This is a genomic window from Streptomyces rugosispiralis, assembly GCF_024505145.1.
Taxonomy (GTDB): domain Bacteria; phylum Actinomycetota; class Actinomycetes; order Streptomycetales; family Streptomycetaceae; genus Streptomyces; species Streptomyces rugosispiralis.
The window spans coordinates 1-14,345 of sequence record NZ_JANIAA010000034.1; the positions used below are offsets into that span (position 1 = coordinate 1).

Genomic DNA, 14,345 nt, shown 5'->3' on the forward strand with positions numbered 1-14,345 from the left:
CCGACGGACCCCGCCCGGACGGGACTTGGCGGGAGCCCGGATCGCCGGGCGGGGGCGGCGGGGCCGGGGCGGGGCCGTCCGTTCCCTCTCGGCCATGGAGTTATCCACAGGGCTTTCCGCGCGTGTCACCCACGCGTACAACGGTGTCACGCGGGTGTCGGACGGCACTCTCGACTCTGGGGGGCACCTCATGCAGCGACGCGATGTACTCAGGCTCTCCGCGCTTGCGGGCGCGGCGGGTGTGCTGACACTCGATCCCATGACCTTCACGCAGGCCGACGCGGCAGGCGCGGCCGACGGTCCTGAGCAGACCAAGACCCTCAGCGGTCATCTGCCCACCGGCGCGCCCGACTTCGTCTACGTACCGGTCGAGGTGCCGGGCGGCGTGCGCGAGATCGCCGTGTCGTATTCGTACGACAAGCCGACCGTCCCGGCCGGCACCCAGGGCAACGCCTGCGACATCGGCATCTTCGACGAGCGCGGCACGGAGCTGGGCGGGCGCGGCTTCCGCGGCTGGTCCGGCGGGGCCCGTACGGAGTTCGCCATCAGCGCCGAGGAGGCCACCCCCGGCTATCTGGCGGGCCCGGTCAAGGCGGGCACCTGGCATGTGGTGCTGGGGCCGTACACGGTCGCCCCGCAGGGCCTGGACTACAAGGTCACCGTCACACTGCGGTACGGCGCGCCCGGCACCACCCCGAGGTCCGTGTACCCGCCGCAGCGGGCGAAGGGCCGGGGCCGCGCCTGGTACCGGGGCGACTCGCATCTGCACACCGTGCACTCCGACGGCAAGCGCACCCCGGCCGAACTGGTCGCCGCCGCCCGTGCCGCGGGGCTGGACTTCATCACCACCACCGAGCACAACACGACGTCGGCGCATGCCGCGTTCGAGGGCCTGTGGGGCGACGACCTGCTGATCCTCACCGGTGAGGAGATCACCACGCGCAACGGGCACGTGGTCGCCCTCGGCACCGACCCCGGCGTCTTCATCGACTGGCGCTACCGCGCCCGGGACAACCGCTTCGGCCAGTTCGCCCGCAAGGTCCGGCAGGCCGGCGGCCTGGTGATCCCGGCCCATCCGCACGGCACCTGTGTCGGCTGCAACTGGAAGTTCGGCTTCAACGAGGCCGACGCGGTCGAAGTGTGGAACGCGGACTTCACCCCCGACGACGAGGTCACGATCTCCGAGTGGGACAACACGCTGGTGGCCGCCGCCCGTGGCGACGGCCGCTGGCTGCCCGCCGTCGGCCACAGCGACGCCCACCGCGAGCCCCAGGTCGTGGGCCTGCCCCAGACGGTGGTGCTCGCCGACGACCTCTCCCGCACCGCCGTCCAGGAGGGCATCCGGGCCGGCCGCAGCTGGATCGCGGAGTCCTCGAAGATCGACCTCACCTTCGAGGCGGTCGGCGGACGCGGCAAGCACGCCGGAATCGGCGAGCGCCTGAAGGTCGGCGGCGCGGAGGAGGTCACGGTCCGGCTGAAGGTCTCCGGCGTGGGTCCGGGCTGCTCGGTGCGGTTCATCACCGATCAGGGCCAGCTCTACGGAACCCCGGTCCCCGCCTCCGGTGAGCTCACGGCCGAATGGCGCACCACGCCGTCCTACGCGGCGTACGTCCGCGCCGAGGTCCGCCGCGCCCCGGCGGACGGCGGGGCATCGGGCATACCGGGCCCGATGGCGGCGATGACGAACCCGATCTGGCTGGGCGAGCGCTGACGGCTCCCTGACCGCGCGGCGCGGCGGGCGGCGTCAGAGGCGGCAGCTGATCTCCATACCGTCCTCGATGGGGAAGCTGACGTTCTGGTAGCCGTTCGCCGGGTCGCGTACGTAGTCGAGGTACGGCCGCATGGGGCCCTCGAACTGGTCGATGTCGTCGGCCACGACGAGGGCGCCGGGCCGCAGGCTCGGTTCGAGCATCCGCAGCACGGGCAGGCACAGGTCCTTCCAGCCGTCGAGCAGGACCAGCTCCAAGGGGCCCTCGAGGCCGGCGAGGGTCTCCCGGGCGTCCCCCTCCAACACGGTGATCAGGTCGTCGAGCCCGGTCTCGGTGAAGGTGCGGCGGGCCGCGGCGATCTTCTCCTTGCTCATCTCCGTGGTGACGACGCGCCCGGTGCCGTTGTCCCGCACGGCGGCGGCCAGATGGAGCGTGGAGATCCCGTAGGACATCCCGAACTCGACCACCGTGGCCGGACGGATGGCCCGCACCAGGTTGTAGAGCAGCTTCCCGCCATCGGCGGAGATCGGCATATAGATCCCGGCCGCGGCGTCGGCGAGTTCCTGCGGGGCCATTTCCAGCGCGCCGGGCGGAAGCTGCGCCTGGGCGGTCTCGTCCTGCTCGGCCAGCTTGAACATGTGGCTGATGGCGGCCTCGACCCGGGGGTCGGCAAGGGTGTGAGTGAGTGTCATGAAAGCTAGAGTAGACGCAACGTTGCGTCTCGTCTAGTGCATATGGGGCTGCCCCTGATCGATCGAGGAACGGGGGGCCGGCCGTCCGGTCAGTTGGGGCGGCGTGCCGCGCGGACCCGGCGGCCGCCGTCCACCACCAGGTCCGTGCCGGTGACCCAGGACGCCTCGTCCGAGACCAGCCAGCGGACCGCACGCGCCACGTCCTCCGGTTCGCCGATACGGGCGAGCGGGAGCGTCGCGGCGATCTCCTGTTCGCCGGGCTCCCAGACGAAGCGGGCCATCTCGGTGCGGATCAGGCCCGGCGAGACGGCGTTGACGCGGACGGAGGGGGCGAGTTCGGCGGCGAGCTGGCGGGTGAGGCGGAGGAGGGCGGTCTTGGTGGTGCCGTAGGCGCCGACGTCCGGACCGACGCCGTGGGTGCCCTCGGTGCAGATGTTGACGACCGCCCCGCCATGCTCGCGCATCCAGCCGCGCCAGGCCGCCTGGGTCAGCCGCAGCGGGGCCTCCACGTTGACCGTGAAGGCCGTGCGCCAGGCGAGCGGGTCCGCTGCCATCAGCGGGCCGAGCGGCGCGTTGGTGGCGGCGTTGTTGACCAGGATGTCGAGACGGCCGAACTCGGCCAGGGCGCGGGCCACCGCCGCCTCCGGATGGGCCGGGTCCGCCACGTCCCCCGGGCAGCCGATGGCGCGCGGACCGAGGCGGCGTACGGCGTCGGCCAGCCCCCTCGGGTCCCGCGCCGTGACGCACACCGCCGCACCGTCCGCCGTCAGCGCCTCCGCCACGGCGAGCCCGATGCCCCGTGAGCCGCCCGTGACCAGGGCGGCCCGGCCGACGAGGGAGCCGCCTCCCCGCAGTCCGGTGGGTCCGGAGGGTTCAGTGAGTTCGATGGGTTCGGTGAGTTCGATGGGTTCGGTGAGTTCGATGGGTTCGGTGAGTTCGATGGGTTCGGTGAGTTCGGAGGGTCCGGAGGGTCCGGAGGGTCCGGAGGGTCCGGAGGGTCCGGAGGGTCCGGAGGGGGCAGCGGGGGCGGCAGGGCCGGCGGGGCCGCCGGCCCCAGCCCCCTCACGTCCGCTGCCGGGTCCGGCGGGGCTGTCGGACCCACCGCGCCCGCCGCCCCCGGCCGCAGCGTTCACCACCGTCTCAGCCCCTCGTGCTCACCGTCTCCGTGTCGCGGCCCGACCGGAGCACCCGCCCCGGTACCGCGCCGGTGATCTCGTCGTCCCGGATGGTCTCCGTGCCGCCCACCCGGACGCTCACGATGCCCGTCGCGCGCGAGTCCAGCCGGGGGCTCTCGCCCGGCAGGTCGTGGACCAGCCGCGCCTGGCCCGCGTCGATCCGGTCGGGGTCGAAGAGGACCAGGTCGGCGTGGTAGCCCTCGGCGATCCGGCCGCGCTCGCGGAGTCCGAGCAGCCGCGCCGGATCGTCCGTCAGCATCCGCACCGCCCGCTCCAGGCCGACCAGCTTCCGTCCGCGCAGACAGTCGCCGATGAAGCGGGTGGTGTACGGGGCGCCGCACATCCGGTCCAGATGGGCCCCGGCGTCCGAACCGCCGAGCATGACGTCCTCGTGCTCCCAGGTCTGCCGTCGCAGCTCCCAGCTGGCCGGGTCGTTGTCGGTCGGCATCGGCCACAGCACCGTACGCATCTCGTCCGCCGCGCAGATCTCCACCAGGCAGTGGAACGCCTCCTGCCCGCGCTCGGCGGCGATGTCGCGGACGACGCGCCCGGTCAGCCCGGCGTTGGCCGCGCTGTAGGTGTCGCCGATGACGTACCGCCCGAAGTGGGTGAGCCGCCGGAAGACCCCGGCCTCGGGGCTGCCCGCGCGGCGCAGCATCTCCTCCCGTACGGCCGGGTCGCGGAGCTTGGCGATCCGTTCCGGGATGGGCAGCCCCAGGATGTCGCCCCAGCCCGGGATGAGGTTGAGCGCGCAGAAGGTGCCGAGCGACATGTTCATGGGGGTGAGGATCGGCATCGTGAGCGCGACGATCCTGCCGCCCGCCTTACGGGCGCGTTCGCTGGCCTGGAGCTGGCGCGGCACCCGCTCGGGGACGGCCGCGTCGATGGTCAGCACGTTCCAGTTGAGCGGGCGGCCGGCGGCCGCGCTCATGTCCACCAGCAGCTCGATCTCCTCGTCGGCGAACTGGTCGAGACAGCCCGCCACGATCGCCTCGATCTGCGTCCCCTCGTGGTCGCCGACGGCCCGGGAGAGCGCCAGGAGTTCCCGGGGCTCGGCGTGACGGGAGGCGACCGGCTGTCCGTCCCCGTCCGAGTGGGTCGAGGACTGGGTGGTGGACAGCCCCCACGCCCCCGCGTCCATCGCCTCGTGGAACAGCCGCAGCATCTCCGCCAGCTGCGCCGGGCTGGGCTGCCCGCCGATCGCGTCCTCGCCCATCACATGGCGGCGCAGTGCGCAGTGCCCCACCATGAAACCCGCGTTGACGGCGATCCGGCCCTCCAGCGCGTCCAGGTACTCGCCGAAGCCGTGCCAGTTCCAGGGCGCGCCCTGCTCCAGCGCCACCAGCGACATGCCCTCGACCCGGCTCATCATCCGCCGGGTGTAGTCGGCGTCGCCGGGCCGGTCGGGGTTGAGCGGGGCGAGGGTGAACCCGCAGTTGCCACCGGCCACGGTGGTCACGCCGTGGTTCATGGAGGGGGTGGCGTACGGATCCCAGAACAGCTGGGCGTCGTAGTGGGTGTGCGGATCGACGAACCCGGGCGCGAGGACGAGGCCGGTGGCGTCCTCGGTGGACCGGGCCGGTTCGGTGACGCCCCCGGGCTCGGCGATGGCCACGATCCGGCCGTCCCGGATGCCGACGTCGGCGACGTACGAGGGCGCGCCGGTGCCGTCCGCCACGGTGGCGCCCTTGATCAGGTGGTCGAGCACGGGTTCAGGTCCCTTCTCGCGTGTGCGGCAGGCGGCTAAGGCCTGCGGCTGCGGCCGACGGCTACGGCCTGCGGCTGCGGCTGCGGCCGACGGCTACGGCCTGCGGCTGCGGCTGCGGCTGCGGCTACTGGGTGGCGGCCTGACGGAAGCGGGTCGTCCGGTGCACCGGGTCAGTGTCGATCTTCGGGATGACGTGCTCGCCGATGAGCTTGATCGTGTTCATCGTGTCCTCGTAGCCGATCCCGATCGGCAGCCCGAACGACAGCTGGTCGGCCCCGGCCTGCTCCCACCGCTTGCACTGGCGGAAGACCTCGTCCGGGTCGCCGCAGATCATCAGCTCCTCGGCGATGAGGAGTTCGATGATCTCCTCGGTGTACTCCGGCAGCAGTTCCGGCCACTGCGGGATGCCTTCCGGGCGGGGGAAGGTGTCGTGGTAGCGGAAGAGCAGCGACTGCAGGTAGTTGAGCCCTCCGCCGAGCGCGACCTCGACGGCCTTGGCGTGGGTCTCGGCGCAGATCGCGGTCGAGGTGACCATCACGTTGTCGTTGACGAAGCCGCCGACCGGCTCGGCCTCCTTGATCGCGTTCTTGTAGGAGTCGAGCACCCACTCCATGTCGGAGACCTTCTGGATGGAGAAGCCGAGCACGCCGAGGCCCTTCTTGCCCGCCATCGCGTACGAGGGCGGCGATCCGGCCGCGTACCACATCGCCGGGTGGGCGGCCCCGTACGGCTTGGGCAGCACCTTGCGCGGGGGCAGGGACCAGTGCTTGCCGGTGAAGCCCTGGTACTCGTCCTGCAGCCACATCTTGGGGAACTCGGCGATCGTCTCTTCCCAGATCTCCTTGGTGGCGTTCATGTCGGTCACGCCCGGCAGGAAGCCGAGGATCTCGTGGCTGCCAGCGCCCCGGCCGGAGCCGAACTCGAACCGGCCGCCGGAGAGGTGGTCGAGCATCGCGACCTTCTCGGCCACCTTGACCGGGTGGTTGACCTGCGGCAGCGGGTTGAAGATGCCGGAGCCGAGGTGGATGCGCTCGGTGGCGTGGGCGAGATAGCCGAGGAAGACGTCGTTCGCGGAGAGGTGGGAGTACTCGTCCAGGAAGTGGTGCTCGGAGGCCCATACGTACTTGAAGCCCGACCGGTCGGCCTGGATGACGTACTCGGTCTCCTCGACGAGCGCGTGATGCTCGGCCTCGGGGTCGGTTCGGCGTCGGCTTTCGGGGACGTAGCCCTGCACAAAGAGTCCGAATTCCATGGAGGTTCACCGCCTCAGACGAACGTCGATCTGACGGATCGTCAGATTTTGATTGACTCTGGCACCGCGGGCACGGACCGTCAAGGCCCGTGGATAGCCGGGCCGGGCGGGGTCGGGCCGGGCCGGAGGGGCCAAAGCCGGGCCGGGCGGGATGGGGCCGGAGGGCCCACGGGGGTGTCCCGGCGGGCCTTTCCCCTCCCCGCCCCTTCCCGCTACCAGGGGCTCCGCCCCTGGACCCCGGGAACCGAGGCCCCGGCGCCGACGCGACGGATGACCGGGCGGACACCCGCGCACATCCGGGTCGTCCGGGCCGGATCCGGACGGAACCCCGGGCACGCGGGCGGAACCCCGGACCCGCGGGCAGATGACCCCGCGGACACCCGCGCACATCCGGGGCGCCCGCACCAGACCCGGGCGGAGTCCCGGGTTCGCTCCGTCCCTGGGCCCCCGGGGGCGGTGAGTCGGCCGTCGCCGTCGTCGGCCGACTGGTCGGGGGCTGGGGTGGAGCCCCAGTTGAGGGGAGGGGCGGGGAGGGGAAGAAGCCGTCGCGGGCCGTGCGGTCGGGCGGGCACCCCTAGAAGACCGAGACACCCGTCAGCCAGCCGCCGTCGACGACGAACGGCTGCCCGGTGATGTACGAGGAGTCCTCCGAGGAGAGGAAGAGCGCAAGACGCGCCACCTCCTCCGGGCGGCCGATCCGGCCCAACGGCACCAGCTTTCGGTAGAGCTCGTCGACCGCCGCCGTCGCCTCCGTGGTGTCCGCTTCCCGGTCGAGCTGGGCCGGGTTGGTCATGGGCGTGTCGACCGCACCCGGGCACATCGCGTTGACCCGGATGCCCTTGTCCGCGAGCTCCATCGCGGCCACCCGCGTCATCCCCACCACCGCCGCCTTCGTCGCGGCGTACGCGGTCAGCAGCGGCATACCGGACAGGGCGACGTACGAGGCGGTGTTCACGATCGTCCCGCCGCCCGCCGCCGCCAGCTCCGGCACGACCGTCCGCATCCCCAGGAACGTGCCGACCTGGTTGACCTGCACCACCTCCAGGTACTCCGCCAGCGGGGTGCCGACCAGCTCGTTGAAGCGGAGGATCCCGGCGTTGTTGACCAGGCCGTCCACCGAGCCGAAGGCGTCCTTCGCGGCGGCGACGGCGGCGGTCCAGTCGTCCTCGCGGCCCACGTCCAGATGGACGAACCGGGCCCCCTCCCCCAGCTCCTTGGCCAGCGCCTCGCCCGGCTCGTCCAGTACGTCGCCGAGGACCACGCGCGCACCCTCGGCCGCGAACAGCCGCGCCTCCTGCTCGCCCTGTCCGCGCGCCGCCCCGGTGATGATGACGACCCGCCCGTCCAGCTTGCCCATTCCGTTCTCCCTAGTCATCACTAGTCATCGCCAGTCATTCGCTGGTCATCGCCAGTCATTCGCTGGTCATCGCCAGTCATCGAGGTGCGGAGCGACATCGGCGGCGAAGGCCGCCATCTGGTCGGTCAGTTCGGTGTGGCCCCGGCAGCGGAACCGCACCTGGATCTGGTCCACCCCCATCGCGGCGTACGCGCGCAGGCTCTCGGCCAGCCGTTCCGGCGCGCCGGTGAGGGTCCGGCGCCCCACGTCCCAGCCGGGTTCGCCCACGTACAGCGGCTCGGCGATCGCGCCGATCTCGGCGGGCTCGTCGATCCCCGCCTCCTCGCGCAGCTCGCGCAGCCGGGCGAGCTGGCCCGGCAGCCGATCGCGCGGATCGCCCTGCGGCAGCCAGCCGTCACCCCGGACCGCCGCCCGGCGCACCGCCGCGGGCGAGGAGCCGCCGACCCACAGCGGGGGCCGCGGTGTCTGGACGGGGCGCGGGGCCTGCCCGAGGTCACTGAACGCGAACCGCTCGCCGCGGAAGCCGGGGAACTCCTCCGGCCCCAGCGCCGCCTTCAGCGCGTCGACCGTCTCGTCCAGCAGCGCCCCGCGCCGGGCGAAGTCCACCCCCAGCGCCTCGAACTCCTCCCGGACGTGCCCGGCCCCGACCCCGAGGATCAGCCGGCCGCCGGAGAGATGGTCGAGCGTGGCGTACTGCTTGGCGGTCAGCAGCGGATGGCGCAGCGCGGCGACCGCCACATGGCTGAGCAGCCGCACCCGCTCGGTGGCCGCGGCGAGCCAGCCGAGGGTGGCCACCGGGTCGTACCAGACGGTGCCCATGGCCGCGGCCAGCCGCCGCGGGATCGCGACGTGGTCGCAGACGGCGAGGTACGCGAAGCCGAGCCGGTCGGCGGCGCGGGCGACCTCGAGCAGCTCGGCCGGGCCCGCCCCGGCCTCCCACGGCTCGGCGTAGAGGGTGGACTGCGACTGGATCGGCAGCTGCATGCCGTAGCTCAACCGGCCCCGGGGCAGGACGCGCATGCCGGGCCTCCTTGTCGGTGGACCGTCATCGTCGTATCTGACGTCGGACATGGTCGTATCTGACGGTCCATCAGACAAGGGGTACGGCGGTCTCGTCCCGCCGCGCGGCGCTTTGCTAGCGTACGGACGGCGTTCGGACCTCGGGGCCCATGCCCGCCTCCCCGCCCAGGGGCCACCACGGAGGCACAGTAAGGGGCACACAAAGGGGCATGTGATGATCGAGACGGTCTTCCGCTGTGAGGATCTGCCCAGAGCGGATCGGTTCGACTTCTGGCGCGAGCAGATGGCACAGCTCATGGCACCGATGGAGATGACCAGCGACCACACCCGGGACTTCCGGGGAGAGGTGCGCATCCTCGAGTTCGGCGCCGCCTCCGTATGGCCCACGAAGTTCCGTGAGATGGACTTCCGGCGGACGCCCAAGCTCATCCGGCAGTCCGACCCCGAGCTGTATCACTTCTCGTTCATCCAGGAGGGAAACCTCCAAGTCTCCCAGTCCCGCCAGGAGGCCGCGCACCACGCGGAGGGCCTCTATGTCGTCGACACCTCACGGCCCTTCGACTGTCTGGCCTTCGGCGGACCTCCCGGGGGCGTGGGGCTGGAGATCCCCAAGGCCCTGATCCCGGTGCCCCACGACCGGATCGACCGGCTGCTCGCCCGGCCCATCCCGGCGCGCGAAGGGGTGGGCGCCCTGCTGACGGGATTCCTCACCCGGCTCGCGGCGGACCGCTCGTTACGCCCCTCCGACGGGCCGCGCATCGGCACCGTACTGATCGACCTGGCGGCGGCGCTGCTCGCCCAGGCCGTCGAGGCCGACGACGCGCTGCCGCCCGAGACCCGCCGGCACGCCCTGGCCCTGCGGGTGCAGAACTTCATCCTGCGGAACCTGTCCGACCCGGAGCTGTCACCGGCCACCATCGCCGCCGCGCACCACATCTCCGTCGGCCATCTGCACCGGCTCTTCCGGGCCCGCGACACCACGGTCTCCGCGTGGATCCGGCAGCAGCGGCTGGACCACGTCCGGCGCGACCTCACCGACCCCGGCCTGCTCACGGTCCGCATCCACGAACTCGCCGCCCGCTGGGGCTTCGCCCACCCCGCCGTCTTCAGCCGCGCCTTCCGCGCCGCGTACGGGATGCCGCCCAGCGACTACCGGCATCTGGCACTCGTGTCCCGCGCGCCGGGCGCTACCCCCGCGACGCCCGGTGCGCTCGGACACTCGGCCCTCCGCGCCACCCACGACCCCTGTCACGTCGTAGGGGGTGGGTGACGGCGTGGGGTGACGGGGAGGACCGATACGCCCCACAGCCTGCCGGAGGGCCCCGGGGTTGTCATTGACCGGCAGTGACCGCTTTCTTGCTCCTCCGTGACCGGGTCGGCACCGGGACCGACGCCCCTCCGCGACCAGGACGGCGCCAGGACCGACACCCCTCCGCGACCAGGACGGCGGCGCCGCGACCGCCCCGCTACGCCCCCGGCGCCCCCGCCCACAGCCCGTCCGCCGTGAGCCCCAGCAGCTCGATCGCGTTGCCGCGTACGATCCGCTCCACCACATCCGGCGCCAGATGGCCCATCTGCGCCTCGCCGACCTCCCGGGACTTGGGCCAGGTGGAGTCCGAGTGCGGATAGTCCGTCTCGTACAGCACGTTGCCGACCCCGATCGCGTCGAGGTTGCGCAGCCCGAAGGCGTCGTCGAAGAAGCAGCCGTAGACATGCTCGGCGAACAGCTCGGACGGCGGGCGCAGCACCTTGTCGGCCACTCCGCCCCAGCCCCGGTTCTCCTCCCACACCACATCGGCGCGCTCGAGGATGTAGGGGATCCAGCCGATCTGGCCCTCCGCGTACATCACCTTGAGGTTCGGGAAGCGCTCGAACTTCCCGCTCATCAGCCAGTCGACCATCGAGAAGCAGCAGTTGGCGAAGGTGATCGTGGAGCCGACCGCGGGGGGCGCGTCCGCGGAGGTCGAGGGCATCCTCGAGGAGGAGCCGATGTGCATCGCGATGACCGTGCCGGTCTCGTCGCAGGCGGCGAGGAGGGGGTCCCAGTCGTCGGTGTGGATCGACGGCAGCCCCAGGTTCGGCGGGATCTCCGAGAAGCAGACGGCCCGCACCCCGCGCGCCGCGTTCCGCCGCACCTCGGCGGCGGCCAGTTCGGCGTCCCACAGCGGGATGATGATCAGCGGAATCAGCCTGCCCCGCGCCTCGGGGCCGCACCACTCCTCCACCATCCAGTCGTTGTACGCCCGGACCCCGAGCAGCCCCAGCTCGCGGTCGGGGGCCTCGGTGAAGGTCTGCCCGCAGAAGCGGGGGAAGGTCGGGAAGCAGAGCGCGGACTGGACGTGGTTGACGTCCATGTCCGCGAGCCGGTCCGGCACCGAGAAGGAGCCCGGCCGCATCTGCTCGTAGGTGATGGCCTCCAGCTTGACCTCGTCGCGGGCGTAGCCGACGGCGGTGTCCAGCCGGGTCAGCGGCCGGTGCAGCTCCTCGTACACCCACCAGTCCGCGAGCGGCCCGTCGTCCCCGGGCGCGCCCATCTTCGGGGCGAACTTGCCGCCGATGAAGGTCATCTCCTTCAGCGGCGCCCGGACGATGCGCGGCCCGCTGTCGCGGTACTTCGACGGGAGCCGGTCCCGCCAGACGTGAGGGGGCTCAACCGTGTGGTCGTCCACCGAGATTATCTTCGGGAAGCTCTCCATGACTGCACGGTAGCGCCGATCTGACGGATCGTCAGCTATCGCGGCACGCCCCACCACCGCGCGGCACGCCCCACCACCGCGCGGCACACGGCGGCCAACCGTGCGGCACACGGCGGTCAACCGTGCGGCACGCGGGCGTCATTCGCCCAGCGCGCGACTCTCGGCCACCCAGCGCGCGACTCTCGGCCACCCGGCACGCGGCTCTCGGCCACCCGCACGCGGTCGTCGGCCACCCGGCGCGCGGCCCTCCGCCACCCCGGCGCGCGGCCCGGACAGACGCGCTCTTTACTGACGAATAACCGGTCGAGCGGGCAGACTGGCCGTGCAGGGAAACGTAAGCGCGGGGGGCACCATGGTCGGCGACAAGCGGCTTGGGGAACGGGAATGGCTCATCGCGGCAGAGTTCGCCGAGCCCACGGCAGCGCACGGGCCCACGGCACGCCGTGATCCCACGGCGCTCCGCGACCCCACGGCGCTGACCGGCCACCGATCCACGGCCGCCCCCCTCGTACGACCCGCCCAGCTACCCGCCGCCGCCCCGGACTTCACCGGACGCGCCGACGCCGTACGGGAGCTGAGCGGCCTGCTGACCGCCCAGGGCGGCGCTCCCCCCGTCCTCGCCGTCTCCGGCATCGGCGGCATCGGCAAGACCGCCCTGGCCGTCCATGTGGCCCACGCGGCCCGCCGCCACTTCCCCGACGGGCAGCTCTACGCGGACCTCCGGGGCGCGGGCCCCTCCCCCGCCGAGCCCGACGCCGTGCTGGCCGCCTTCCTGCGCTCCCTCGGCATCCCGGACGCCGCCATCCCGGACGGCACCGAGGAACGCACCGCCCTCTACCGCTCGGCGCTCGCCGGCCGCCGGGTCCTCGTCCTGCTGGACAACGCCCGTGACACCGACCAGATCCGGCCGCTCCTGCCCGGCGACGGCCCGCACGGCCACGCGGCCCCGCACGGCTGCGCGACCCTGATCACCGGCCGCGCCACCATGGCGGGCCTGGACGGCGCCCATCCGGTCGATCTGGACGTGATGAGCCCGGGGGAGGCGTTCTCCCTCTTCGCGCTCATCGTGGGCGAGGAGCGGGCGGCCGTCGAGCGCGAGGAGGTGATGGACGTCCTGGCGTCCTGCGGCTTCCTGCCGCTCGCGATCCGCATAGCCGCGTCCCGCCTCGCCTCCCGGCGCACCTGGACGGTGTCCGTACTGGCCCGCAAGCTGGCCGACGAGCGGCGCAGGCTGGACGAGCTGCGGGCCGGCGATCTGGCGGTCAAGGCCAGCTTCGAGCTCGGCTACGGCCAGTTGGAACCGGAGCAGGCGCGGGCGTTCCGGCTGCTCGGGCTGGCCGGGGGGCCGGACATCTCGCTGCCCGCCGCGGCGGCCGTGCTCGGCCTGGACGACGCCTCCTCCCGGGCGCTCATGGAATCGCTGGTCGGCACCTCGCTCCTGGAGCCCACCGTGCCGGGGCGCTATCGCCTCCACGACCTCCTGCGGCTGTACGCGCGGACCTGCGCGGAGCGGGACGATCTCCCCGAGGCGGAGCGGGAGGCCGCGCTCTCCCGTCTGCTGGACTTCTATCTGGCCACCGCGGCACGGGTCTACGCCGCCGAGCGGCCGGGCGACCGCACCGTCGAGCACCTCGCGCCCACCACCCGTCCCGGTCTCACCTTCGAGTCGTCCGGGGCCGCGCTGGACTGGCTGTTCACCGAGGCAGACTGTCTGCTCGCGTGCGCCCGGCAGTGCGTCGCCGACGGCCGGCGCCGCCGCGTGGCGGACCTGCTGACCGCCGCCCTGGACCTCGCCGAGTCGGGGGCCAGGTCCCACCAGTACCAGGGGGTGGCCGAGGCGATCATCGAATCGGCCCAGTCGGCGGGGGATGTGCGCACCGAGGCCCGGGCACGGTCCACCCTCGGGAACCTGTACTACTTCACCGGCCGGTTCGAGCACGCCGAGCGGGAGCTGGAGCGGGCGCTGGACCTGGAGCTGGCCGCCAGGGATCCGATGCTCGCCAGCCGTGTGCCCAACCGGCTCGGCAGCATCGTCCTGGACCAGGGCCGGAGGGAGGAGGCCGAGGCTTACTTCAACCGGGCGCTCGCCGCCTTCCGCGCCGACGCCAACGAGGCCGGTGAGGCCAGCGCCCTGTCCAACCTCGCACGCGTCCACATCGACAAGGGCCGCGCCCAGGCCGGGGTGGAGCTGGCCGAGCAGGCGCTCGAGATCTACCAGCGGCTGGGCGCCTCGCTGCGGCTGGCCAACGGGCGGTACACGCTCGGGATCGCGCTGACCCGCACGGGCCGGCTGGACGAGGCCCTGACCCATCTGACCCAGGCCCTGGGCATATTCCGGGACACCCGCCAGCAGCTGTGGGAGGGAATGGCCCATTTCCGGCTTGCCGAAACCCATCTGGCCGCAGGCCGTCCGGCCCGAGCCGCATGGCACGCCGAGAGGTCGCTGGCCATGCAGGGCCTGTGCGGCGAGTGGCGCCGCGGGTCGCTGCTGACGGTCCTGGGCAAGGCGCTGTCCGAGGTCGGCCAGACCGATCGGGCCAGGGAGTGCTGGCAGGAGGCGCTGGCCATCTACCAGCGACTGGGGTCGCCGGAGCGCGAGGAGGTGAGCGCGCTGATGGGGATCCCGTCGATCTCGTCGGCCGCGCCACCCCACGGCGCGGGCCGCCTCCACCCGGACCCTCCCGGGGGTATGACGACCCATTGACCGCCGCACCCGCGAACTGACGGTGTGCCAGC

The 14,345-nt window shown here is 72.7% G+C and carries 10 protein-coding genes; 3 read left to right on the forward strand and 7 right to left on the reverse strand.

Annotation, left to right across the window (positions count from 1 at the left end; genetic code table 11):
- Positions 1-190: 190 nt before the first annotated feature.
- A complete protein-coding gene (locus NP777_RS34765) occupies positions 191-1,711 on the forward strand; it encodes a CehA/McbA family metallohydrolase (protein WP_256654172.1) in 1,521 nt (506 codons plus the stop codon).
- 33 nt (positions 1,712-1,744) lie between these two features.
- Here NP777_RS34765 and NP777_RS34770 read toward each other — a convergent pair whose 3' ends face one another.
- The 6 genes from NP777_RS34770 to NP777_RS34795 form a co-directional block, all read right to left on the reverse strand.
- The gene (locus NP777_RS34770) at positions 1,745-2,401 is read right to left on the reverse strand and encodes an O-methyltransferase (RefSeq protein ID WP_256654173.1); all 657 of its coding nucleotides are present in this window, start codon (positions 2,399-2,401) and stop codon (positions 1,745-1,747) included.
- An 89-nt stretch (positions 2,402-2,490) separates the two neighbouring features.
- Entirely contained in the window at positions 2,491-3,255 is a 765-nt protein-coding gene (locus NP777_RS34775; RefSeq protein ID WP_256654258.1) for an SDR family oxidoreductase, read from the reverse strand.
- A gap of 286 nt (positions 3,256-3,541) precedes the next feature.
- Positions 3,542-5,284: an N-acyl-D-amino-acid deacylase family protein gene (locus NP777_RS34780; protein ID WP_256654174.1), complete on the reverse strand. Its 1,743-nt coding sequence runs from the start codon at positions 5,282-5,284 to the stop codon at positions 3,542-3,544.
- Between the two features lie 124 nt (positions 5,285-5,408).
- Positions 5,409-6,536, reverse strand: coding sequence for an LLM class flavin-dependent oxidoreductase (locus tag NP777_RS34785; RefSeq protein WP_191064030.1), 1,128 nt, complete (start codon positions 6,534-6,536; stop codon positions 5,409-5,411).
- A 574-nt stretch (positions 6,537-7,110) separates the two neighbouring features.
- Positions 7,111-7,893: an SDR family NAD(P)-dependent oxidoreductase gene (locus NP777_RS34790; protein WP_256654259.1), complete on the reverse strand. Its 783-nt coding sequence runs from the start codon at positions 7,891-7,893 to the stop codon at positions 7,111-7,113.
- Between the two features lie 66 nt (positions 7,894-7,959).
- Positions 7,960-8,913: an LLM class F420-dependent oxidoreductase gene (locus NP777_RS34795; protein WP_256654175.1), complete on the reverse strand. Its 954-nt coding sequence runs from the start codon at positions 8,911-8,913 to the stop codon at positions 7,960-7,962.
- A gap of 211 nt (positions 8,914-9,124) precedes the next feature.
- Here NP777_RS34795 and NP777_RS34800 point away from each other — a divergent pair, with 211 nt between their 5' ends.
- Positions 9,125-10,183 (forward strand): AraC family transcriptional regulator, encoded by a 1,059-nt coding sequence (locus tag NP777_RS34800; RefSeq protein ID WP_256654176.1) that lies wholly within the window; start codon positions 9,125-9,127, stop codon positions 10,181-10,183.
- A 196-nt stretch (positions 10,184-10,379) separates the two neighbouring features.
- Here the strand turns inward: NP777_RS34800 and NP777_RS34805 are convergent, their stop codons facing one another.
- A complete protein-coding gene (locus NP777_RS34805) occupies positions 10,380-11,609 on the reverse strand; it encodes an amidohydrolase family protein (RefSeq protein WP_256654177.1) in 1,230 nt (409 codons plus the stop codon).
- A gap of 322 nt (positions 11,610-11,931) precedes the next feature.
- Here NP777_RS34805 and NP777_RS34810 point away from each other — a divergent pair, with 322 nt between their 5' ends.
- Complete coding sequence (locus NP777_RS34810) at positions 11,932-14,313, forward strand: ATP-binding protein (protein ID WP_308405308.1); 2,382 nt, start codon at positions 11,932-11,934, stop codon at positions 14,311-14,313.
- The last annotated feature ends 32 nt before the right edge of the window (positions 14,314-14,345 follow it).